Raw genomic sequence first — 23176 nt, 5'->3', positions numbered from 1 at the left:
GGGGCCGCTGCCGTACGCGCTGGTGTGGCGGAGGGAGGCGGAGGGCGAGCCCATCCGGGCCCTGGCCGGGATCATCCGTGACCTGGGCCCTCTCCCAGCTCGTGATGTCGTCCGTCACCCTCGGGTGGGATCTGATGCCAAGCGGGCCGGGTGTTGCCTGGCTGTACGCCACTTCGCGCTGTCCCCGATGGGCAGGCTAGTGGCGGCGTCGCAGTCGTAGGAGCCACCCGGACGATTACGAGAGATCGAAGGGTGCGGGGGAGTGGCCTTCCCAGATCTGGCGGGATGCCTGCTCGGGGTAGGGCAGAGTCTTCGACTCGGTGTCCAGGACGCGGGTGAGGTGCCCGCCGGGCCGGTGAGCGGACCAGCCCGCGTCGCCGGTGGTGACGAAGCGGACCCATGCGTCCCGGAGTTCGCGGGAGAGCGCGACGGCCTCGGGAGTGGGCTCCTCGCCGATGAGCTGGGTGCCGACGGGGCTGTCCAGCGTGCCGAACGCCAGAGGCATGTCGAGGCTGTGGCAGGCGCCCAGGATGCCGCCGAGGGCTGGGGCGACCCAGCACAGTTCGAACAGGTACGAGGTGCCGCCGGCTGCGGCGTTCGCCTCGGCCAGCTTCTGCGACGGCATGCGGAAGAGGGCGTCGGAGTACACCGTCTCCACCAGTTCCTCCGGGCCTGCCTGCGGGAACGCGGCACGGTAGGCCCGCGCGCCGTCCGGCTGCGGGGCGAGCAGTTCCAGGGCTGCGTGGGCGTCCTCCTCGGTGAAGGCGCCGTACCGTCCGCTCATGACGCTGAAGTACCGGAATTCGTCCCGGGTGTGGCCGACGAGCAGTTCGGTCCCGCTCGCGCGCGCGCCGGTCAGCGCGGGCCACGGTGTTTCCGGGAGGACCTCGCCGTCGACGACGGGGCACAGCGCGGTGCCGGTCTCCGTGAGGCGTCCCCAGCTTTCCCGGTGCGCGTGGAGGCCGGCGTTGAAGGAGGTGAGCTCGGCGGCCAGGTGCCACGGGTCGATGTCGCGCAGGGCCTCGGCGGTGGGGGCCGCCGCACCGAGCCGGTCCGCGAACGCGGCGGTGACCTGCCGTGCCAGCGCGGGGGTGCTGTGCAGCCCCGGCACCGAATGGGCGATGGCCCGCCGGAACAGTCCGCGCGCGGACTTCATCGTCAGCAGGGCGGCGACCGAGCCCGCCCCGGCGGACACCCCGCCCACGGTGACCCGGCCGGGGTCGCCTCCGAAGGCGGCGATGTTGCGCTGCACCCACTCCAGCGCCGCGATCTGGTCGAGGAATCCGCGGTTGGGCGGCACGTCGTCGAGGAACGCGAATCCCTCCGCGCCCACGCGGCAGTTGATGGTCACCACCACGACTCCCGCCTCGGCCAGCGCTGCCGGGTCGAACATCGGGTCGCTCGACGCCGCCGAGAGGTAGCCGCCCACGGGGATCCACACCAGCACCGGCAGTCCCGCCGCGCCGGGATCCGGAGTGCCGACGTTGAGCGTCAGCCAGTCGGTGCCCTGCGGGGGCACGTCGATCGGCAGGGACAGCGGCACCACGGGACCGAACTCGACCGCCTGCCTCGTCCCCTCCCAGCGGTGCGGTGGCGCGGGCGCGGCGAAGCGGAGCGCTCCGACCGGGGGCTGGGCGTAAGGGATGCCGCGGAACACCGCGTGCCCCTGCCGCCGGCGCCCCTGCACCACGCCTTCCGTGGTCCGTACCTCTGGCTGCTCGGACATGACGATTCCTTCCCTCGAGCGGATCCCAGGATTATGGGTCAGATGTATTATGTCAACTGTATTGGAACAGTCCCGGGATACGAGGGAAGGGCCGGCGATGCCGAAACAGGTGGATCACCGCGGACGCCGCGAAGCGATCGCCCGCGCACTGTGGCGGGTGGTGGAGCAGCGCGGCGTCACACAGCTGACGATGCGCGTGGTGGCGCAGGAGGCGGGCATGTCACTCGGGCAGCTGCAGCACTACTTCGCCTCCCGGACCGCCATGCTCTCCTTCGCCATGGATTTCGCGTCCGAGCAGACCTCGGTGCGCGTACACCAGGGGCTCGAAAAGCTCGGTGACCGTCCGCACCCCCGTGACGTGCTGCGACTGACGCTCGCGGAAATGCTCCCCCTGCATGCCGACGCCCGCGCGACCAGCCGGATGAGCGCCGCCTACGTCCTGGAGGCGCTGCACGACGAGGCCGTGCACGAGCAGGCGCGCCGCGGCCTCGTCCAAGGGCGGGCCCTCGTCGAGCAGTTGGTCCGCCAGGCGATCGCCGACGGGCACATCGACTCCGGCCGCGACCCGGCGACCGAGACCAACCTGCTCCTCGCCCTCACCGGCTTCACCTCCCTGATCGAACTCGACGTGATCGAGCCCCAGGACGCGCTCGCCGCGATCGACGTGCATCTGGAACGGCTGTTCAGGAGTACGTGACCTGCCCCCGGCACGGGGCAGGTGGGGACAAGATCAGCTCTAGGCCGGCCGCTCCCCGGCCTGGTCCACGACGCCGATCGCGACGCGAGTGAAGATCGATCAGGTCGCTCCCTTCTCGATGCGCCATTCCACCGCCTTGTGCTCGCGTCCGTGCTCGCCCACTGCCCGGAACTGAACGCGCTTGCCTGCCACGTCCGCTCCTTCGCCGACATGCTCATCCGGCTCCAGGGCGAACGCCTCCCGCAGTGGATCGACATCCAAGCCGTCAACCTTCCCCGACTGCATAACTTCGCCGCCGGACTCCTACGCGACCTGCCCGCGGTCACCGCCGCGCTCACCCTGCAGTGGAACTCAGGCGCTGTCGAAGGACACGTCAATCGGATCAAGATGCTCAAGCGCCAGATGTTCGGCCGCGCCGGATTCCACCTGCTCCGCAAACGAACCCTCCTGACGTGACAATCTGTTGCCGGACCGCAAAACTCAAGCCAGACCCACTTCCGGTCGACAACCGCCGGAGCGCCGGCGTCGGGCACAACGCTCGCCATCGAAGCTGCCTGCGGATCCTCCGACAACCGCTTCTGGGATGTCGGCTACCGGTGTGTTCCCACTGTGCGTCGCCGTCTCCGTGGTTGATCAACCCTTCCCGATGGGTCGTTGGAGCGGGACTTGGCGACGCGCCGGAACCATCGCCCGTGCACGTCAGTGTCGCGGTAGTCGGGTCTTGAACCCATCACGGGTACGTGCACTCCGAGTCCTTCCCGTCGGGTCCCGCGCAGACCTCGATCCAGACCACGGGAAACCCGACAAGGCTTCGGCGCTGTCGAGTTCGGGCTGCTAGCAGTAGCACGAAGTGATCGAACTCCCCACCAGTGCTCCCCGGTCGGTCTGTCACGACTGAGGATCACCCCGGTACAACCCGGCCAACGCGTCCGAGTTCGTCCAGCGTGCCGAGTCCGCAGCGGACCGGGCTGAACCCGTGATGTGACAGAGCGGCCGTGACCGGGCGTCAGGAACAGTCACCAGTCGATCGCGGCCGAGGCCCAGATCGGTGACCGCGTGTATGCGGTCACCGATCTGACAGTTCCCCGGTCTTGCCCGACGCGCCGCGGTACATGCGTGCCACACCGGGGGAGTCCTTGTCATCCTTCGGAAACCCCGTGACGTCGATGACCAGCGCGTCCGAATCGACGAACTACCCAGCCCGGACCGCCCGCCGCCGCGGCTCCTGGTGCTCGACCCGAGCAGGTCCGCCATCGGCTGCGTCCGACGCGAAGCCCTCGACCACATCCTGATCACCGGCGAGAACCACGCACGACAAGTCCTCAAAACCTGCGAAAACCACTACAACCGACACCGAGCCCACCAAGCCCGCGACCAACTACCACCCGAGACTCAGCACCAGCCTCCCGCGGTCCACGACCTCGACACCCTCAGGCTGCACCGCACCCGCATTCTCGGCGGACTCGTCAACGAGTACTGGCACGCCGCTTGACCAGCAACGATGACTTTTCGAGCGGTACACCTTCGAACCTGGTCGAAGCCCTTCCGCACGACCCGGACTGATCGCGGCGTCACCTTTCGTCGCGCGAACTCGACACCCCAGCCACGTCATCGATCAACCGATGCACTAGTCACAGTTGAAGCTGCTACCTTGACCGGAGAGGTGATAGTCGGAAATCCAGCCGAAATACTGCGCAAAGCGCACAGCGGACCAAGTGGTGACGCCGTTAACACTGTCGCCACGCCGGAAGCAGTTGAGGTCGACCCAAGCCCCCCAGGGCACTTGAACAATGCCAGAACAGTTGAGGCCGGGGCCGGTCCGCATCCAAACTCCGAGAGGAACACTCGGAACCCTGTTGACCGTTTGCGCAATGCGCGTGTCCTTGTCAGGTGCACTTGGTCCGCATGGAACTGCCGCGACAGCGGGCGAGGCGGTAAAAATCGATGCGCCAGCAGCGGCCAGCGTGAAGGAAGCAAGCCCGGCACCGAATTTGCGCAGGCGCGCACTCATAAATTCTCCCATGGTCGCATATCATCATGTATTGGGTATTGTGTAGCCTGTATAAATTTTACTTGTCTCACTTGCTTGTGGAGCTTCGATTCGTGTTGATTCCGCGCGGAAGAATATAGATTTCACGCGGTAATGGGCTGGCGCGCTCGGGTAGATGTAGTTCACGCCCTGTTCGCAGTGGAAGTACGCCGACGCGTACGACCCGTCGCACTCGACAATCAACGGATCCGCCCTGCCCTTGAACCGGAAATACGATCTTTCCTACTCGCTTCATCCCTTCCTGAGCAACCGCGGTGGCAACTCCCCTGCCGCCCGTCCGGTTGGTGAAACCCGATTCACTGCCTCCCGCGGAACCGCGGATTGATCGTTCGAATCGTTCGATCCGTCAGCGGCTCGGTCACCGAAAGATCCAAACCTCGCTCCGGTGCGCCGAACACTCCGACCAGGCCGCTAACGACGGCTTGTGATCTTGCGCATTTTCTCCCTTTTATTTCGAACATGCACATGTGTAGCGCTCTTCCAGAGCTTTCCTGAATGTTCGACGGGTTGATTTCCTTGGTTTCGTTCTTCCTGCGGGTGTGGGCCGGCGAATCAGCCTTGCTCACGGGCGGCGCGTCGACTGTCGGTGGGGGTCGTGGCTTGCGTACGGCCTGCTGACGTTGATGGTGACGCGTCGGTAGGTGCTGTAGGGGGTTTGTCGTCCAGCGAGGAAAACACGGTCGCCTGTCCATGGGTCGGTCGACGCGGATGCGTTGGGGATCCAGTCGTCCTGACAGGCCTTCCGGCGGCATCATGGGAAGGACTACGAAATGCCTCCAGCGATCGCGTGGTCCCCCGAGTCGCACCGCGCGGTGGAGGTGGAACCGTAGAAGCCCCAAGGTGCCAGGTACTGGGTTCCATACCTGGAGTACTCCCGGTTGATGCGGACATCCACGCATGTCAACCAGGCACTGTAGAACTCCTTCGGGTACAACGCGCTGCGCTTGCAACTCCCGCTGATGTAGGTCCAAGGGCTGAAGTCGCTCGACGAGCGACAGGTCATCGTCAGCGCCGTCACGTCGCTGGAGACCGTGGTCATCGCGGAATCTGTACTCGCGGCCTGTGCCGGAGCGGCCAGGCCAGCCCCCGCTGCGGCGAGCGCCGCGCAGAGCACCACCGCACGGTGTGCCGTTCGAACCATGACTGTCTCCTCCGTGTCCGCCTCGTCGGCTGATGCGGACGTCATGAACACGGTGGACCTCCGGTTCGTCGCAACGTCATCGCGTTTTGGCAATCGCCTGGTCGGCGGTCGTGAGGCGGTGTGCGGGCGGGGTAGTAAGGGGCGCGGGGAGGTGGGCATCGTGGTGACCGAACTGCGCGTGCTCGGGCCGGTCGAGCTGTGGGTCGATGGCCGGGTGGTGGAGGTCGGTCACGCGCGGCAGCGGTGCGTGTTGGCGGCGCTGCTGGTGGAGGCGAACCGGGTCGTCACCACCGAGCAGCTGCTGGACCGCGTGTGGGCGGATCGGTTGCCCTACAAGGCGCGGTCGGTGGCGAGCAACTACGTGTCGCGGCTGCGACGGGTGCTGACGCTGGCTGGTGATGTCGCGGTCGTGCGGCGGGGCGGTGGGTACGTGCTGGAGGTGGATCCGCAGGCGGTGGACCTGCATCGGTTCCGCCGACTCGTGGAGCAGGCACGCGGGCAGGAGGACGCACAGGCGCTGGTGTTGCTGGAGGAGGCCGCGGGGCTGTGGCGGGGTGAGCCGTTCGCCGGCCTGGACACCCCGTGGCTGGCCGCTGTGCGCACCGGCCTCGAGCGGGAGCGCGTCGCCGCCCGGCTCGACCGCGTCGACGTCGCGTTGCGCTGCGGCCGGCACACCGAACTGCTGCCCGAACTGTCTGCGCTGGCGGACCACGATGCCTTGAACGAACGCGTCGCTGCCCAATTCATGCTTGCCCTGCACCGCGCCGGACGCACCGCCGACGCCCTCGCCCACTACCGGCAACTGCGCGCCCGACTGATCGAGCACCTGGGCACCGAGCCCGGCACCGCACTGCAAGACGTGCACCAGCGCATCCTCGACAACGATCCCGACCTCATCCCACTCTCGGCGGCGATCACGGGAGCGGTGATCACCAGCGGCGCAGCGGCCAAGGCGGAAGAACCGATGCCACGGCAGTTGCCCGCGCCGCCACGGTGGTTCACCGGCCGCCGCACCGAACTGGCCCGCCTGGACCAAGCGCTGACCGCCGAACTGGCCGAGGGGCCGCAGCCGGCCGGCGCCGGTTCGGACACTGGAACCGGTGCCACGGTGGTGATCTCCGCGATCGGTGGGGCGGGTGGGATCGGCAAAACCTGGCTCGCCCTGGCATGGGCGCACCAGCACGCCGAGCAGTTCCCCGACGGGCAGCTGTTCGTGGACCTGCGCGGGTTCAGCCCCGCTCAAGAGCCGGTGGCCCCCGAAGCGGCGGTGCGCGGGTTCCTCGACGCCCTGGGAGTCGACTCCGGTCGGATCCCGTTGGACCTGGGCGCACAGGCCGCGCTGTACCGGAGCCTGGTCGCAGGCAAACGAGTGCTGGTCGTGTTGGACAACGCCGCCACCGCCGACCAAGTGATCCCGCTGCTGCCCGGCAGCCCGACCTGCGCCGTGCTGGTCACCGGCCGCACCAGGCTCGCCTCCCTCATCGACCGGCACGGCGCCCGCCACCTGCGACTGGACGTACTGTCCCGTGACGAGGCACGTGCTCTGCTGGCCGCACGCCTGGGCGCGGATCGCACCGCCGAGCCCGACGCCGTGGACGAGCTGGTCGAGTTGTGCGGCGGCTACCCGCTGGCCCTGTCGATCACCGCCCGCCACGCCGCCACCCACCCCGTCATCCCGGTGGCCGAGGTCGCCGCCGAACTGCGCGAGCACGGGTTGGAGATGCTCGACCACGACACCGATCCCGCCGCCAGCCTGCCGGCCGTCCTGTCGTGGTCACTGCGCCGGCTCACCGCCGAACAGCGCACCGTGTTCGGGCTGCTGGGCATCGCTCCTGGCCCTGACACCACCCTGCCCGCCGTGGTCGCTCTGACCGGTCTGCCCGAGGCCCGCGCACGCAAGGCACTGTCGGCGTTGGAGGAGGCGTCGCTGGTCGAACGGAGGCCGGGCGGCCGGTACGCGATGCACGACCTGGTCCGCGCCTACGCCACCACCGCAGGTGACCTGCCCGAGGACGCGCGGGAGGCTGCACTGGTGCGGGTAATGGACTTCCACCTGCACACCGCCCACACCGCCGACCGCCTCTTGGACCCCCACCGCCCACTCCTGGAACCCGACCCACCCACACCCGGCGCCCACCCCCACCCGCTACCCGACACCGCTGCCGCGATGGCCTGGTTGGAAGCCGAGCATGCCACCCTGCTGGCCACCCAACGCGCCGCCATCAACCTCGATCGCTCCGCAGTCGTCTGGCACCTCGCTCTGGCACTGGAAACCTTCCACCTACGTCGAGGGCGCCTGTGCGATGCACTCGCCACATGGCGGGCCGCGCTGGACGCCGCCGCCCACCTGCCGGACCCCGCCAGGCGTAGCCGTGCCCACCGAAGTCTCGGCTACGCCTGTTCCCGGCTGGGTCTGCACGAGGAAGCCATCCAGCACTTGGACCAGGCCCTCGTCCTAGCCGTGCGCCACCACGATCCCACCGAACAGGCGAACACCCATCAGGCGCTCGCGTACGTGCGGGGACGGCAAGGAGACGATCAACGGGCTTTGGACCACGCTCGACACGCCCTCGACCTCCGCCGCACCCTCGACCAGTTGCTGCTCGAAGCCAACGCGCTCAACACCGTGGGCTGGTATGCCGCACGCCTGGGCGAGTTCGACACCGCCCGCGACCATTGTCTTGCCGCCCTCAGTCTGCATCGACACCACCACAACACCGCCGGTGAGGCAGCCGCTCTGGACAGCCTCGGGCTCATTGCCCACGGCACAGGTGACCACCAGCAAGCCATCGACTATTACCACCAAGCCCTCACCAAGCGCCATGCACTCGACGACGCCTACGAGGTCGCGAACACCCTCGACAGCGCGGGCCACCCCCACGCCGCCCTCGGACAACACGCGCAGGCACGCGCGGTCTGGCGGGAGGCACTGGAGCTGTACCGGGAACAAGACCGCGACGAAGACGTCCAGCGAGTGCAACGACAACTCGACGAACTCAGCGACGTGCCACAAAGCTGACGTCTTCGCCTTGCTTGTGACGCTGCGTGTGCGTAGGCGTAGGCGTTGGTTTTCGGGGTTGCGGAAGCCGTGGGCATTGCGGGCGACGCGCTTGACGGCTCGGTCGATGCCTTCGCTCTTGGCGTTGGTGATGCTGGTGCGCAGGAACGCTTCGACACCGTCCCACCAGGTTTCGATGGTGGTGACCAGTCTGGTGATCTCGGCGATGCCACTGTTGGCGCACCACGAGCAGAAGCGGTGCAGGCTGGTACGGACTTCACCAGGTACTGCCCCCTCGGCCCCCACGACGACCGGCCACGCGACGACCGCGTCCGCGCCGTTCAGCGGCGGGGTGAGCCCGCGCGCTTGACCGTGCGGACGACCGGCGCGGTCTCGACGGTGTGGATCCGCGGCAGGGCACCGAACCGCCGGGTGAGGTAGCGGTAGAGGTGCGCGCCGTCCCGGCACACGATCGACACCAGCAGGTTGGTCGGGCCGGTGGTCGCCCGCGCAGAAGGCGACCTCGGGGTGCGCGGCGACCGTGGCGCCGGTCTCGGCGAGGTCAGCGGGCGACACCGACGCCCACAGGCGGGCTTCCGCGCGGTAGCCGAGGAGTTCGGTGTCGACGTCCACGTCGAAGGACAGCAGCGAGGCGGCGCGCAGCGCGTCGATCCGGCGGGCGACCCGCGACTGGGACCAGCCGGTCGCGGCGGCCAGGGCCGGGTAGGGGGCGCGGCCGTCCTGCGCCAGCGCCCGCAGCAGCGGCCGGTCGGCGTCGACGAGGTCGGTCGACGGGTCGCCGACGTGCGCCGGGCGCAGGGCGGCGACCTGTTCCGGGCCGAGCGAGCCCGGACCGTCCAGTCCCTGCCTGCCGCCGCCGAAGACGTGCAGGACGCTGTGCGCGGTCACGGCCACGACCGGAGCCGTGCGCTGGAGGCGGTGCAGGATCAGCTCGTCGCGTTCGTTCGCCGACCACGACCGCAGGCTCGCGCTGATCTCCGTACCACCGGGCAGCAGGTTCACCCAGCGGGTGTCGTCGCGGCGGGCCAGGGCTTCCGCGACCTGCGCCGCCGAACCCTGTTCGCACTGCGCCCGGATGATCCACTCGGCCCCGCCGAGCCGCAGCGCGTCGACGTCCCCGACGAGGCGAACCAGGTTGGTCCCGCACACCGGAAGTAGCGGCGCGCGACCGTGCGGTCCGAGACGCCCAGCACCTCGCCGATGCGCGCGAACGACGCTCGCCGGTCCACCACCAAGGCCTGCAACAGCCCTCGGTCGACGTCGTCGAGGACGACGGATCCTCGCACCACAGCAACCATGGTGTCGGATTCTCGCATCGAAGGCGGTCTGTCTTCGCGTTCGAGCGGTTCCGGTTCAAGGCTTGTCGCATGGAAACGTCATCGAGGAACTCGCGCTCATGGGCTCGGACGAGCCGCCGCACGTCCTGGAGCGGGACGAACGACTGCTGCTCGCGCCACCGCACCCCAGCGGCCTGCCGTTCACGCCGTGGCACGACCAGGAGTCGCTGTCGGTCGTGCACTTCCCCCAGGAGCACGAGGAACGGGCCTTCGCCGCGCCGCGCGGGGTGTACGAGAACGACGGGCTGCGCGTCGAGTGGCAGACCATGCACGACGGCAGGCAGCCGTTCTACCACCGCAACTGCGACGTGGACGAGCTGTCCTACCAGATCGCCGGGGAGCGCACGCTGATGACCGAGTTGGGCGTGGTCGAGCACCAGGCGGATGAGTTCTCCCGCATCTCGCGCGGCGTCGCGCACGACAACCACGGCCACCGCGAGAGCCACCTGCTCTTCTGCTCCTCCGCGCCGGTGACCGGGGAACGCGAGGCCGCGCGCACCTCTCTGGCGGTGTCGCCCCCGTTCCCCGGCTGGCGGGCGGGGTGGGTCAACGAGGCGGTGACCGAGTGCATGGGCACGCCCGGCCACGACATCGCGGTGTTCCCCGTCGACGAACAGCTGCTGCTCGACCACGTGCACATCGACACAGACCGGCTGCGGGTCCTCACCACGACCCGGAACCCCGGTGTGACCTGGCAGTACCGGTCGGACCGCTTCCGGTTGGGCAGCGCGTGGCGCCCACCGCGGACGGCAGGCGCTTCCGGCGCACGCTGGACGCCGACGAGGTCCAGTACCAGATCAGCGGCCGGCGCACGCTGGTGTCCCAGCACGGCGTGGTCGACCTCGTTCCGGATGACCTGGTCCGGATCCCGTTGGGGGTAGCGCACACCAGCGTCGCCGACGAGCCGACCGAGCACCTCGTCCTGCTGGCAGACCGACCTCTCCTCCAGGTCGCGCCCACCGCTCGGCGGAGCCGGTGAGGGCGCAGGTGCTGACCGCCTTCGGCGGCGCGGACAACTTCGAGCTGACCGACGTCCCGACACCCGTGCCGGGGCCGGGCCAGGTCCTCGTCCGCACCGCCGCCACCGGCGTCAACAGCCTGGAGTGCGAGATCCGCCGCGGCGGACTGGAACACGCCTTCCCGACACCGCTGCCCGCGATCCTGGGCAAGGAGGTCGCCGGTACCGTCGCCGCGCTGGGCCGGGGCGCGACCGGGATCTCGCCCGGCGACCGGGTCGTCGGGTTCACCGACTCCGGCGCGTACGCCGAGTACGCCCTCGCCCGCACCGAGGCGCTCGCGGGCCTGCCGGACGCGCTGTCGTTCACCGACGCCGTCACGCTCCCCGTGGCCGTCGAGACCGCCGTGCGCGGCATCCGGGCCCTCGGTGTCCGACCGGGCTGGACCGTCGTGGTCAACGGGCGGCGGGCGCCGTGGGCAGCGCTGTCGTGCAGCTGCTCGTCCTGCGGAGCCTCACGGTCATCAGCACCGCGTCCGAGGTGAACCACGAGCACCTGACCGCGCTCGGCGCCACCCCCGTCGCGTACGGGCCGGGCGTCGCGGATCGGATCCGGGCCCAGGCCGGGGACGTGGTCGACGCGGTGCACGACGTGACCGGCCACGGCTTCGCGGCCACGGCCGTCGACCTGACCGGAGACCCGCGCCGGGTCCTGACCATCGCCGACTTCGACGCCGCGGGGATCGTCGTCGTGACCTGACCCAGCCAATTCGATCGGGTGAATGTGCGGATGCCGCACCCAGGTCCGCTCAGTGACCCTGATCGCTGACACCCGACGGGTGTCGCGCGGACACCGCACCACGGATCTCCGACGGCACTGCCACAACCGGTGCTCGCCGGAGAGTCGGCGTTTCACGAACCAAGCACCACCGCGGCGGCTGGGGAGCCGCCGCGGGCGCCGAACACCCGACAGTTGCGGAGTTCGTGATCACGGGAGGTGGAACAGCCTGGCGGGTTCGTCGGGGGACCCGTCAGGCCTCCTCTCACCGTGCCGACAGCACACCACGCCTGCACCCGTCCACACGGGCAGGCAGTCACGCGGGGGAGGACCACCGTGGCGTCAACATCAACACCCACATTGTTCACGCCCGCCCGCCCGGCCCGCTTGACTCCGGCCCGGCCCGCCCCAGCCCGCCCGCCTTGCCTCGTCCTGCCGGTATCCCGCCTCGGCGGTACCGTTGCCCCGCCCAGCCCAGCCGGTACCGATGCCCGCCCCGCCCACCGGACTCCCGGTGCCGGCGCCTCGTCCGCCGGACAGGCGCGGGTGAACCGAGGTTGCGCCGCGCAGCGGGTTCCTGACCAGCGGCTCCGGTGGGAAAATCGGGCCGTGACAACGTTGTCACATTCCTCAGCCCTGCAGGAGGAACCATGCGTCTTCGTTCCGCGGCCCTGGCCGCCGTGACGTTCGCGGCCCTCGCGGTCCCGGTGACGGCCGGAACGGCACAGGCGGTGTCGGATCCGGCGCAGTACGTCAACCCGTTCGTCGGCACGAAGCCCGGCGGCCCCGACTTCGGGCACGGCGGTGGGGCGGGCAACACGTTCCCCGGCGCCGTCGCGCCCTTCGGCATGCTCCAGTGGAGCCCGGACACGGTCACCCACCAGCACGGCGGGTACCACTACGACGACAACCGCATCCGCGGCTTCAGCCTGACCCACCTGTCGGGGCCGGGGTGCAGCGACTTCGGCAACATCCCGTTCCTGCCGACGCTCGGCGCCAGCCCGGTGAGCCACTACACCTTCAACCACGCCAACGAGATCGCCCAACCCGGCTACTACTCGGTGGCGTTCGACAACGGCCTGCGCACCGAGCTGACGGCCAACCAGCGCTCCGGCGTCGCCCGGTTCACCTACCCGGCGGGCCAGCGCGCCTCGCTGTCGGTCGACGCCGCGCGCGCGTTCAACGCGGCGAGCGGCTCGATCACGATCGGCACGAACAGCCTGTCCGGCCACACCGACAGCGGCGGGTTCTGCGGGGCGGGCAACCGCTACCGGCTGCACTTCCACGTCACGTTCGACCGGAACTTCGCCACCGCGGGTGTCGTCGACGAGCAGGGGGAGGTCGACGAGTCGCGGCGCACGATCGAGGGCGAGAGCGGGCAGCAGCTCCCGCCCGCGCCCAAGACCGCCGAGACGCGGAACCTGCCCGCGCCACCCGGCGTGACGACGCAGGACGTGCAGCCGTTCGCCGCGTCGGCGTTCGTGTCGTTCGACTCCAGCACGGTCACGGCGCGCATCGGCATCTCCTTCGTCAGCCTCGACGGCGCGAAGGCCAACCTCTCCACCGAGACCGGCACCAAGACCTTCGACGAGGTGAGGACCCAGTCGCGGGCCGCGTGGAACGGCTGGCTGGGCCGGGTCGACGTCACCGGAGGCACCACGACCCAGCTCCGCACGCTCTACACGTCGCTCTACCACTCCCTGCTGCACCCCAACGTGTTCAGCGACGTCGACGGCCGCTACACCGGCTTCGACAACCAGGTGCGCACGACGGCGGGCGTGCAGTACGCGAACTTCTCCGGCTGGGACGTCTACCGGTCCCAGATAGCCCTCATCGCCCTGCTGGCCCCGAAGGAGGCCTCCGACATAGCGCAGTCGGCGGTGAACCAGGCGGCGCAGGGCGGCTACTTCGACCGCTGGACCGTCGCCAACGGCGGCACGGGCGTCATGAACGGCGACCCGATGGCGATCATCGTCTCCACGATCCACGCGTTCGGCGGCACGTCCTTCGACACCGGCCAGGCTCTCCAGCGCATGGTGGCGGGCGTTGACGACATCCGCCAGCGGCCGGGGTGGTTGCAGTTCAACGACTACGGCTACGTCCCCACGGGCCTGCCGGACGTCTGGGGCTCCGCCGCGACGACCCTGGAGTACACCAGCGCCGACTTCGCCATCAGCCAGCTCGCCGCGCGCCTCGGCGACACCGCGACGGCGGAGAACTTCCTGCGCCGCGCGCAGAACTGGCGCAACCTGTTCGAATCGGGGCAGAAGTACGTCAAGCCGCGCAACGCCGACCTGAGCTGGCCCGCGTTCAACCCGGTGCAGGAGAACGAGTACGTCGAGGGCAACGCGGCCCAGTACACGTGGATGGTGCCCCACAACCACCGGGGCCTGTTCGACGCGATGGGCGGCAACGCGGCCGTGGTGTCCCGCCTGGACACGTTCTTCACCGAGCTGAACGCAGGCCCCAAGAAGGTCTACGCCTACCTGGGCAACGAGCCGACGCTGAACACCCCGTGGGCCTACGCGTACGCCGGTGCGCCCGCGAAGACCCAGGACGTGGTGCGCCGCGCCCTGACGTCGATCTTCACGCCGGTCCCGGAGGGCCTGGTGGGCAACGACGACCTCGGTGAGATGTCGTCGTGGGCGGTGTGGGCCGTGCTCGGGATGTACCCGCAGGCGCCGGGTCGCGCCGACCTGGTGCTCGCCAGTCCGCAGTTCCCGCGGACGACCATCACCAGGGGCAACGGCAAGACCATCACGATCACCGCCGCGGGCGCGTCGGACTCGGCGAAGTACGTGCAGTCCCTGCGCGTCGACGGAGCCGCGACGACCAAGCCGTGGCTGCCGTCGTCGTTCGTGGCGAACGGCGGCACGCTGGACTACACCCTCGGCACCTCGGCGTCCACGTGGGGTTCGGCCACCGCCGACGCCCCGCCGTCGTTCGACGTGGGCCCGAACCCCGCGCGGACCGGTGCGATCTCCGGCCTGTCGGCGAAGTGCGCGGACGCCGATCCCGCCGTCGCGGGCAACGGCGCACCCGTGCGCCTGTGGGACTGCAACACCTCCGCGGCCCAGGTGTGGACGCTGGCGTCGGACGGCAGCGTCCGCGCGGCCGGGCGGTGCCTGGACGTGAGCGGGAGCAGCAGGTCGAACGGCGCCAAGGTGCAGCTGTGGGAGTGCAACGGCACCGGCGCGCAGCAGTGGTGGCCGAAGGCGAACGGGTCGCTGGTCAACCCGCCGTCCGGTCGGTGCCTGGACGTCCCGAACAGCAACCCCGCCAACGGCGTCCAGCTCCAGATCCACGACTGCAACTCCACCGCCGCCCAGCAGTGGAGGGTGCCCTAGCGGTGACGTCCCGGCCGCCCGCCCCGCGCGGCCGGGACGGTCCACCGGGGCTTCCGGCGCGGTCGGCCCCTCTGGTACCAAGGGGACCGGAGGTCCCGGCCGACCGCGGTCACCGCCACCGAGGTCGGATCACCCAGGGGGAATCGATGACGACGATCCGTGAGGTGTACGACCGGACGCTGGCGGGTGGCCTGCGCGCCGACGCGAGCGCGGGCGCCGACCCGTTCGCGATCGTGCGGACAGCGGACGCGCAGGGCGCGAAGGGCATCCCGGCGGCGGTCGAGGCCGTGTGGCGACTGGTCGGCGGCGGTGGTGCCGGTGGACTGTGGTGGCCGGGCGCCACCACGGACGTCGTCGACCTCGACGCCGAGATCAAGGAGCTGGCGCTGGAGGCGCTGGACACCGCCGACGGGAACCTGCGCGACCCGAAGGGCCTGCTGGTGCTGCTGTGCCGCGAGGCCGTCGAGTTCCACGTCGTGGAGGGCAGCGACCTCGCGCTGCCCGACCCGCCGGTGTGGCGGATCGTGCGGGACGAGCCGGTGGAGCGGCGGTGGGCCGCGGTGACCGAGTGGTTCGCCGAGGCGGCGCGCGGCGTGCTGGACCACCGCGACGCGCTGCGCCGCGAGATCGCCGAGGGGGGTGCGGAGCCCACGGCCAGGTACTTCGACCTGTGACGGGTGTGACGATCCACCGGACGGGGTGGAGCGGTCACGGGTAGCGTCATGCGCCGTGAACGCTCGTGAACGCATCCAGGACCTCGCCGATCGGATCGTCGTGCTGCGCGACGCCTACTACCGGGGCTCGCCGTCGGTCGCCGACGCCGAGTACGACGCGATCGAGGACGAGCTGCGCGGCCTCGTCGAGGCCAACCCCGAGCTGGCGCCCGACCCGAACCCGCTGGAGCAGGTGGGCGCTCCCGCGGTGCTGCACGCGCCGGTCCGGCACTCGCGGCCGATGCTGTCCCTGGAGAAGGCGACCAAGGCCGAGCAGGTCACGGCGTTCTTCGCGCGCTTCCCCGGCCAGCCGGTCGTGGTCATGCCGAAGCTGGACGGGCTGTCGCTCGCGCTGGTCTACGAGAACGGCAGGCTGGCACGGGCGGTCACCCGCGGTGACGGCACGACCGGCGACGACGTGACCCCGCTGGTCAAGGCCCTGACCGACGGCGTGCCCGCGCGGGTGGACGCCCCCGGCCGGGTCGAGGTGCGCGGCGAGGCCGTGATGCTGCGCTCCACCTTCGCCGCCTACAACGCCGCGCACCCGGACAAACCGCTGATCAACCCGCGCAACGCCGCCGCCGGGACGCTGCGCGCCAAGGACCCGGCCACGGTCGCCGAACGCAGGCTGACGTTCTTCGCGTTCGACCTGGACGCCGAGGCCGCCGAGGCCGACCTGGAGCGCGCGCTCACGGTGCTCGGGTTCACCGCCGCGGACATGCGGCACTGCGCCGACGCCGACGCCGCGCAGGCCGTGATCACCACGATCGAGCAGCGGCGCAACGAGCTGGACTACGACCTGGACGGTGCCGTGCTGCGGCTGGCCGACCGCGACGCCTACGCCGCGGCCGGGACGCGGTCGAACTCGCCGCGCGGGGCGCTGGCGTTCAAGTTCGCCGCCGAGGAGAAGACGACCGTGCTCGCCGACGTCGTCTGGGACGTCGGCAAGACCGGCAAGATCGCCCCGGTCGCCTGGCTGGAGCCGGTGTTCGTCGGCGGCACGACCGTCACCCGCGCCACGCTGGCCAACCAGGAGGTCATCCGCGCCCGCGGCATCCGCATCGGTGACACGGTGCTGGTGCGCCGGGCTGGCGACGTGATCCCGTTCGTCGCCGGGGTGCTCGACGCCTCGCAGCGCACCGGGGCGGAGCGGGAGATCGTGCCGCCCAGCGAGTGCCCGTCGTGCGCGCAGCCGCTGACCGAGCAGGGCAACAGCCGGGAGCTGTTCTGCACCAACGTGGCCTGTCCCGCCCAGACGGTGCGGCGGCTGATCCACTGGGCCTCGCGCGCGGCGGCGGACATCGAGGCCGTCGGCGGCGTGTGGATCGAACGGCTCGCCGAGGCCGGGATCCTGGAGAACCCGTCGGACTTCTACACGCTCACCAGGGAGCGGCTGCTGGAGTTCGACCGGATCGGCGAGGTGTCCGCGACCCGCATGATCGAGTCGATCGACACCAGCCGCCGGGTCGGCCTGCGGCGCGCGCTCATCGGCCTGGCGATCCCCATGGCGTCCGAGGGCACGGCGGCGCGGTTGTGCCGGGCCGGGTTCGGGTCGTTGGAGGACGTGCTCGACGCCGGGGTGGACGGTCTGGTCGAGGTCGAGGACATCGGCCCGAAGGTGGCGGCGTCGCTGGTGGAGCACCTGACCCGGTTGCGGCCGGAGCTGGAGCGGCTGCGCGAGCGCGGGGTGTCGCTGGACGTGCGCGAGGAGGACCTGCCGCCGGTGGTGGCGGCCGGGGCGCCGCTGGAGGGCAAGACGGTGGTGATCACCGGCGCGATCAGCGACCCGCGGTCGGGGGAGAAGGTCGCGCGGCCGACGTTCCAGCGGCTGTGCGAGAAGGCGGGGGCGACGGCGGCGTCGTCGGTGTCGGCGAGCACGGACATGCTGATCACCGGGGCGGGTGTCGGTGCGGCGAAGCTGACCAAGGCGGAGAAGTTCGAGGTGGAGGTGGTCGACCAGGGGGTGATCTGGCAGCAGCTCATCGCGGCCGGGATCGCCTAGCGCCGAGGGCGGGAGCGCTCGGGTGGCCGAGCGCTCGGTTGGTGTGGCTGAGCGCTTCGGTTGGCCGGTTGATCACGACGGTTGACCAGCGAGACGCTCGACTGCGGTCGGCGGTGTCATCTGTAGGACTGCCAAATGGGCTCAACGCGGCATGACAGGACGTTCGGCGCAGCGCGAACGGAAATCGTTGGTCGATCCCGCGGGCAAACTTTCGGGATCTGGCGATGGGTGGATACAGGTCTGGAATATGCCACCTTGCTCGTGTTGGCCGAGGTCTTGAAGGAAGTGGATAAGGCTTCGCGCGATTTGCAGGTGCCGGGTCTTTCCGCTCTTATCCGCGCGACCGCCGGAGTCAGTGCGGTATTGCACGACCGACGGACTCAGGTGCTGTGCGCCGGAACGGTGCCTCGCTGTTCGACTGAATCGCCAATCCGGCTTCGCCGGGTTGTGTAACGTGTAGCGACACGGTACTGGTGGCACGTTTACCGGACACCCAGGAGAGTGACGATCTTGCGTGCTTGGCTTCAACAGTGTTCTCAGCTGATCCTGACGACTACGATATTTGCGCTCGCTGCCGGGGTCTCGGTGCTCGTCAACGTCCTGACCGAGGGTTGGGCGTGGCCGGTCGGCATCGGGGTTGTCGTGCTGGTCGCGTGCCAGGTCGTCGTCGAGCGTGTTCGCGCTGGCATCGCCGACCCCGGATTCCACCCTCGGCAGCGGTCGACAGTGGACCAGACGTTCGGTGAAGTCCGGGACAGTGAAGTCAGCGGCATCAATCGCGCCAGCCCAGGTGGTGACGCAGAGGTGCGGCAGCACTTCGAGGATGTGCACAACTCACGGATCACTGGACTCGACGAGGGTGACAGGTCGTGATGGTGCCGCTCGGCCCGGACGTCCCGGTCAAGCGGTCGAACACTTTTGTCGACCGCGCATCCGTGTTCGACATGATTGCCGAGAGGGTCTCCGCAGGCGACCCGTTCCTCGTGCTCATGGCAGAGCCGGGGTTCGGCAAGACGTCTATCGCCGAGCGGCTCGTGGAGAATTCTCTCGATGCGGCGCCACCCATCCGCAGTCTCGTACCGGGCTGGCTGCACGCATGGCACTTCTGTCAGGCCCGACGTTACGAATCCCTCGATCCCCGCGCCGTGCTCCAACGACTGGCTTCCCAGCTCTGCCACACCGTGCCCGGCTATGCCGAGGAGATCGCCCGGTCCGTTGGTGACACCAGCATCGCCATCACACAGACAATCACCGGCGACGTCAGCGGGTCCACCATCACCGGCGTCAAAAATTTGGTCCTGCCCGCCACTGACCCGCGCCAGTTGCTCCACGACTTCCTTCGCAAGCCGCTCGTTCGAATGGGCTGCCCGGTGACCGTTCTAGTGGACGCGATCAACGAGAGCGACGAACAGGGCGACTCGGCGAACTCCCTCGCGTGGTTGCTTTCCACCCTTCAGGACGACCCGGTACCGCAACTGCGCTTGGTGCTGACTACCCGTAACGGCTCCACAGCAGAAAGGTTCCGGTCCGGTCACCTGAACCTCCGGGGCATCGCCCAGGCCGGCGGCACCGACGACGTACATACCTACGCCCTGCGCTGCCTCCAAGACACCGGTGTCCTGGACGCGGAACCTCTGGCCGCCGAGATCAGCGAAGCCGCTGGCGGCAACTTCTTGTACGCGGTGCACGCGATCGAGCAGTACCTCAGCGATCCGACGAGCGGTGTCCTCGCCCTGCCCGCCAGCCTGGCCGAGTTGTACCGGGAGTACCTAAACCGCCGGATGGCAGCCCAAGTCGAAAGGTGGCATGGCTCGATCCGTCCGACCCTCGCGCTGCTCGTGCAGAGCCGGGGTGAGGGGTTCACCCGACGACAGTTGACCGCGATCTCCGGACTGTCACCCTCAGTGGTCGACGACGCCCTGGAGAGATGCTCCCCCTACCTGCTTGGGCAATTTCCCGACGGTCCCTTCGCGCCTCACCACGAGGCGCTGCGCGAGTACCTCCGCACGTCGCCTCAGCACAGCATCCACCCCTTGGAGGCCACTCGCCGGATCGTCGAGGTTCTGCGCGGCGCGGGCACGGACCCCCACGCCGTCACCCACCTGCTCGGTTACCTCACCGACTACCACCGGCTCGCGGGAGGCGAGGACACCGCCGCAGCCCTCCGTGCGATTGAGGAGACGATCACCGACTACACGTACCTACACGCGCGGTTGTCGGCGACCGGCATCGACTCCTTGGTGGCGGAGGTCGGCACGCTGCGCCGCACTGTCGGCGACAACGACATTCTCGATGCGGTTCATGGGGTGCTCACCCGGCAGGCGCACAACTTGCGCCGGTGGGATCCGGACACCCAACCTGCCCTAGCGCTGGGCCAAATTCGATACGACTGCGCCTTCTCCGGCGCCCCCGGCCTTATCGACACGAGTGTCGACGAGAAACCTGCCCTCCATATCGAGTGGAGCGCGGGCGGCGAGGGTACATGGTTGCTGTCGCACACGCTCGCCTCCGGCGAAGGCTACTTGTCGGCGATGGCCGTGTCGCCGGACAGCAGCATGGTCGCAGCGGCCCGCCAAGAGAGCGGTCTCCACGTGCATGATGTGGAGACCGGCGCCATCCTCCGCAGCTTTCCTCTCGACGGGCACGCCTCAAGCGTATGGTTCAGCGAGAACAACCGAAAGGTGCTCGTCCGCTGGAACGACGGTCGGATCATCGTGCGCAACCTCATCACGGGTGAAGAAGAGCCTCCGATGCCCGACGATCTCCGGGCCGCCGAGCGGAGGACCACGCCATTGTTGCCCGCGTACATCAATGTTGTGCGGGACGACGAACGCTGCCCCTTCGCCGCCGCTACACCTGACGGTCGTTTCGCCGTCGCCCTGTGTTACCAGTCCGGTCGACAGTTCATCGCCGTGTGGGACCTGAAGCGTCGCGAGATCATCGGTGTGCACTTCGACAATGGAGTTACGTCACTGGCCATCACGGCCAACGGCGATCGCGTCATCGTGGGCCGCTCGATCGGTGACCCCTACGTCCTCTCCCTGCCGCCTCTGCCCGGTCACGCGTCCCCCAAAGGCCACCGGGCGGCCGTGCAGACGGTTGCGCTGCGCGGAGACCGAGCGGTGTCGATCGACACCGATGGCACTCTGAAGGTGAGGAATTCCCGATCCGGACAACCCGAGCTCACCGTCAAAGGACCTGGGTATACAACATCGATCGCGATCCACTCCGACGGTGGGCAGTGTGTCACCGGCGACGGCGAGGGCAACATCGACGTCTTCGACTTAGGGCTCCAACTCACGGTACGCAAGCTGGCCGTGAAAGGAGTCCCCGTTGACCAACTGTGGCGGACCCGTGACGGTGCATGCGAACCCATGCTGCCGGCAATAGGGTTCGACGAGCCAAGCCCACCTGGGCAGCCGATCAGGCTCTACATCGACCATCGCTCGATGGTCATCGCCGTAGATATCTCGACCGACGGCCGCTTCGTGGTCACCGGCACCACCGACGGCGTGCTCCGAATCTGGAACCGGGAAACCGGGAACCTGCATCGCGAGCTGACCAGGGACGGCTGTTTTATCCCCGCGGCCCGGTTCACCTCGGACGGACGCCACATAGTGACCGTCTCACAGTTCGGCGGCCTCTACCATTCCAGGCTCATCTCCGTGGACATGTGGTCCGTCGCCTCCGGAGAACTCACCACCCAGCTCTGGCCGCCACCGACGGAATCCTCCCACGACATCGCGTGTAATACCATCATTGGAATCACCCGAGATGGCCGCTACCTTGCCACCGCAATCGACGCGACACTTGTCGTGCACGACCTCGACGACCTGTGCGAACTCGGTCGACTCACCCTGCACGGCAGGATCACCTGCCTCGCGATCGACGACACGCGGGCGCTCATGGGCACTGAGAACGGAGAGGTGACCGCAATCAATTTCTGCGGCGCCTGAACTCTGCCTTTGCTTGTCCACCGACAATCGGGACTGGGACCTGGATCTCCCGACACCGCAGCATCAGACCAAAGACCCAGGCCGGCAAACCTCGATCTTGACAGCGTCCGCTCGTCGGCAGTAGCGGGCGTCCATCCGTGCGACCTGCGGCATGATGAGCGCCCCCGTCCCACTGCCGATACCAACGTCACCGCCCTTGGCGCCACCAGCGGCGTTCGACGACAAGTTCATCGAGATCGCGGAGGTTGCCGAAAGCCACCTCTGCGAGACCACCTGGGCAGGTGAGCGCGACGCGGAGGTCGGAGACGAGGTAGGCCGCTTCACGAACCTCACACTCCGCGCGGAGGACTTCCGGGCAGGCCGCCGTCGCACGGGCGATGACGTCGAGGACAGCCTCCAGGTGCGGGCCGCTGAACCGGGCGAGGAAGAACCAGTCGTCGACCGGGTCACCGAAGCGGGCCCATTCGAAGTCCAGCAGCGCTGTCACGCTTCGATCGTTGGCGAGCCAGTTGTCCCAGTGGCAGTCCGCGTGGACAGGGACGACAACCCGCGAGTGCAGTGGCGCACGCTCCGCTATCGCCGTCAGACCGTCGAGCACGCGGCGGGCGATGAGGACGTTCCGGTCCAGGGCGGCAAGGTTCTCGATCTCGGCGACGAGCGCGGCTTTGCCGACGAACCCGCCGTGATCGACGGTCTCCGCCAGAGTCTGCTTCGCGTGGCTCACAGGTGTCCAACTGTGCAGTGCGTCGAGCCGTTGGACCGCTTGCTCGGTCAGCAGGCGCGCGGTCGCACCGTCAGTCCTGGGCATGCCAATGCCGGGGGCCGTCCCCAGCACGCGGGTGTAGCAGGCGTAGCGGACCTCACGCGTCCCCAGTCGGTGGAGCCCGCTGTTGAGCAGCGGGGCCGTGAGGCCGGTGGGCAGGTGGGGCGCGAGTGCGATCTCCCGGTCCAGCCGCGAGTGCCCGGCCGCGTCGATGATCTTTACGACGATGTCGGAGCCGAGGTAGACGTGGTGGGATCTGCTGTGGGCGGTGGACATGGGGCCGGGGTCGTGGCCGAGGGTGGCTGCCGCGATCGCGCGAGCGGTGTCACGGGCTTGTCGAAGGTCGGCCATCACCGTTTGCCGGGTGGGACCACCGACGTCGCGGCGAGGTTCATCCGAGTGTCCGTTCGAGTGGTGTTGCACAACTGTTCCAGCTCTTCGCGTCAGTCGGCCGGGCAGGATTCCGAGGCCTGGCAATTTCTGCGCCGCAAGCGCTACCGCACGGTCATCGGCCAGCCTGCCGCTCAAACCGGCCCGGACGTTCCGCGGGGCGGAAGGCGGCACGGCGAAGGTATGTACTGACAGGTGTCTGCCTCGGGCGGGCGCGGGCCGCGATGCTCGTGGCATGACGAAGAACAGCGTTCCGATCACCGTTTTCGCCCGTACGACGTCCAGCCCCGCCCACACCCACC

At 69.1% G+C, this 23176-nt stretch carries 15 protein-coding genes and 3 pseudogenes; 11 read left to right on the top strand and 7 right to left on the bottom strand.

The genetic code is table 11. The annotated features are described in order from the left end of the window. Nucleotides 1-235 precede the first annotated feature (235 nt). Nucleotides 236-1726, bottom strand: a complete 1491-nt coding sequence (locus tag VFZ92_RS07270) for a carboxylesterase/lipase family protein (protein WP_330875017.1) — start codon at nt 1724-1726, stop codon at nt 236-238. Nucleotides 1727-1823: 97 nt separating this feature from the next. Here VFZ92_RS07270 and VFZ92_RS07265 point away from each other — a divergent pair, with 97 nt between their 5' ends. Continuing rightward, nucleotides 1824-2423, top strand: coding sequence for a TetR/AcrR family transcriptional regulator (locus VFZ92_RS07265; RefSeq protein WP_330875016.1), 600 nt, complete (start codon nt 1824-1826; stop codon nt 2421-2423). Between the two features lie 150 nt (nt 2424-2573). Next, entirely contained in the window at nt 2574-2879 is a 306-nt protein-coding gene (locus VFZ92_RS42430) for a hypothetical protein (RefSeq protein ID WP_414719840.1), read from the top strand. A gap of 563 nt (nt 2880-3442) precedes the next feature. On the opposite strand, the pseudogene VFZ92_RS42575 reads toward VFZ92_RS42430, so the two are convergent. Continuing rightward, nucleotides 3443-3600: pseudogene (locus VFZ92_RS42575) on the bottom strand (transposase); the annotation flags it as partial. Between the two features lie 2012 nt (nt 3601-5612). Here VFZ92_RS42575 and VFZ92_RS07255 point away from each other — a divergent pair. Beyond that, entirely contained in the window at nt 5613-8633 is a 3021-nt protein-coding gene (locus VFZ92_RS07255; protein ID WP_330875015.1) for an AfsR/SARP family transcriptional regulator, read from the top strand. Nucleotides 8634-8681: 48 nt separating this feature from the next. Here the strand turns inward: VFZ92_RS07255 and VFZ92_RS42420 are convergent. The 4 genes and pseudogenes from VFZ92_RS42420 to VFZ92_RS07240 form a co-directional block, all read right to left on the bottom strand. Beyond that, nucleotides 8682-8879 (bottom strand): annotated as a pseudogene (locus tag VFZ92_RS42420) (transposase); the annotation flags it as partial. Nucleotides 8880-8953: 74 nt separating this feature from the next. Further along, nucleotides 8954-9091 (bottom strand): hypothetical protein, encoded by a 138-nt coding sequence (locus tag VFZ92_RS07250; RefSeq protein ID WP_330875014.1) that lies wholly within the window; start codon nt 9089-9091, stop codon nt 8954-8956. Between the two features lie 229 nt (nt 9092-9320). After that, a pseudogene (locus VFZ92_RS07245) lies at nt 9321-9521 on the bottom strand (AsnC family protein); the annotation flags it as partial. A gap of 110 nt (nt 9522-9631) precedes the next feature. After that, nucleotides 9632-9931: an AsnC family protein gene (locus VFZ92_RS07240; protein WP_330875013.1), complete on the bottom strand. Its 300-nt coding sequence runs from the start codon at nt 9929-9931 to the stop codon at nt 9632-9634. 62 nt (nt 9932-9993) lie between these two features. On the opposite strand from VFZ92_RS07240, the gene VFZ92_RS07235 reads away from it, so the two are divergent. The 8 genes from VFZ92_RS07235 to VFZ92_RS07200 all read left to right on the top strand — a co-directional run bounded on the left by VFZ92_RS07235 (nt 9994) and on the right by VFZ92_RS07200 (nt 21721). After that, nucleotides 9994-10851, top strand: a complete 858-nt coding sequence (locus tag VFZ92_RS07235; protein WP_330875012.1) for a hypothetical protein — start codon at nt 9994-9996, stop codon at nt 10849-10851. Between the two features lie 94 nt (nt 10852-10945). Beyond that, a complete protein-coding gene (locus VFZ92_RS07230) occupies nt 10946-11470 on the top strand; it encodes an alcohol dehydrogenase catalytic domain-containing protein (RefSeq protein WP_330875011.1) in 525 nt (174 codons plus the stop codon). Next, a complete protein-coding gene (locus tag VFZ92_RS07225) occupies nt 11467-11685 on the top strand; it encodes a hypothetical protein (RefSeq protein ID WP_330875010.1) in 219 nt (72 codons plus the stop codon). Before VFZ92_RS07230 ends, VFZ92_RS07225 begins: the two co-directional genes overlap by 4 nt. 668 nt (nt 11686-12353) lie before the next feature. Continuing rightward, nucleotides 12354-15050, top strand: coding sequence for a lectin (locus tag VFZ92_RS07220; RefSeq protein WP_330875009.1), 2697 nt, complete (start codon nt 12354-12356; stop codon nt 15048-15050). A gap of 146 nt (nt 15051-15196) precedes the next feature. Further along, nucleotides 15197-15724, top strand: coding sequence for a hypothetical protein (locus VFZ92_RS07215; protein WP_330875008.1), 528 nt, complete (start codon nt 15197-15199; stop codon nt 15722-15724). Nucleotides 15725-15779: 55 nt separating this feature from the next. Next, the gene (gene ligA / locus VFZ92_RS07210; RefSeq protein WP_330875007.1) at nt 15780-17765 is read left to right on the top strand and encodes an NAD-dependent DNA ligase LigA; all 1986 of its coding nucleotides are present in this window, start codon (nt 15780-15782) and stop codon (nt 17763-17765) included. A 501-nt stretch (nt 17766-18266) separates the two neighbouring features. Next, nucleotides 18267-18638 (top strand): hypothetical protein, encoded by a 372-nt coding sequence (locus VFZ92_RS07205; RefSeq protein WP_330875006.1) that lies wholly within the window; start codon nt 18267-18269, stop codon nt 18636-18638. Next, nucleotides 18638-21721 (top strand): WD40 repeat domain-containing protein, encoded by a 3084-nt coding sequence (locus tag VFZ92_RS07200; protein ID WP_330875027.1) that lies wholly within the window; start codon nt 18638-18640, stop codon nt 21719-21721. The genes VFZ92_RS07205 and VFZ92_RS07200 overlap by 1 nt, the downstream gene beginning before the upstream one ends. 187 nt (nt 21722-21908) lie before the next feature. Here the strand turns inward: VFZ92_RS07200 and VFZ92_RS07195 are convergent. Beyond that, nucleotides 21909-23176 (bottom strand): phosphotransferase family protein (locus tag VFZ92_RS07195; RefSeq protein ID WP_330875005.1); only part of this gene is annotated, 1268 nt, incomplete at its 5' end.

Source organism: Umezawaea sp., assembly GCF_036375055.1.
Classification (GTDB): Bacteria; Actinomycetota; Actinomycetes; order Mycobacteriales; family Pseudonocardiaceae; genus Umezawaea.
Note: the sequence above shows the minus strand (reverse complement) of the source record. Positions and strands in the feature narration are given on the sequence as shown.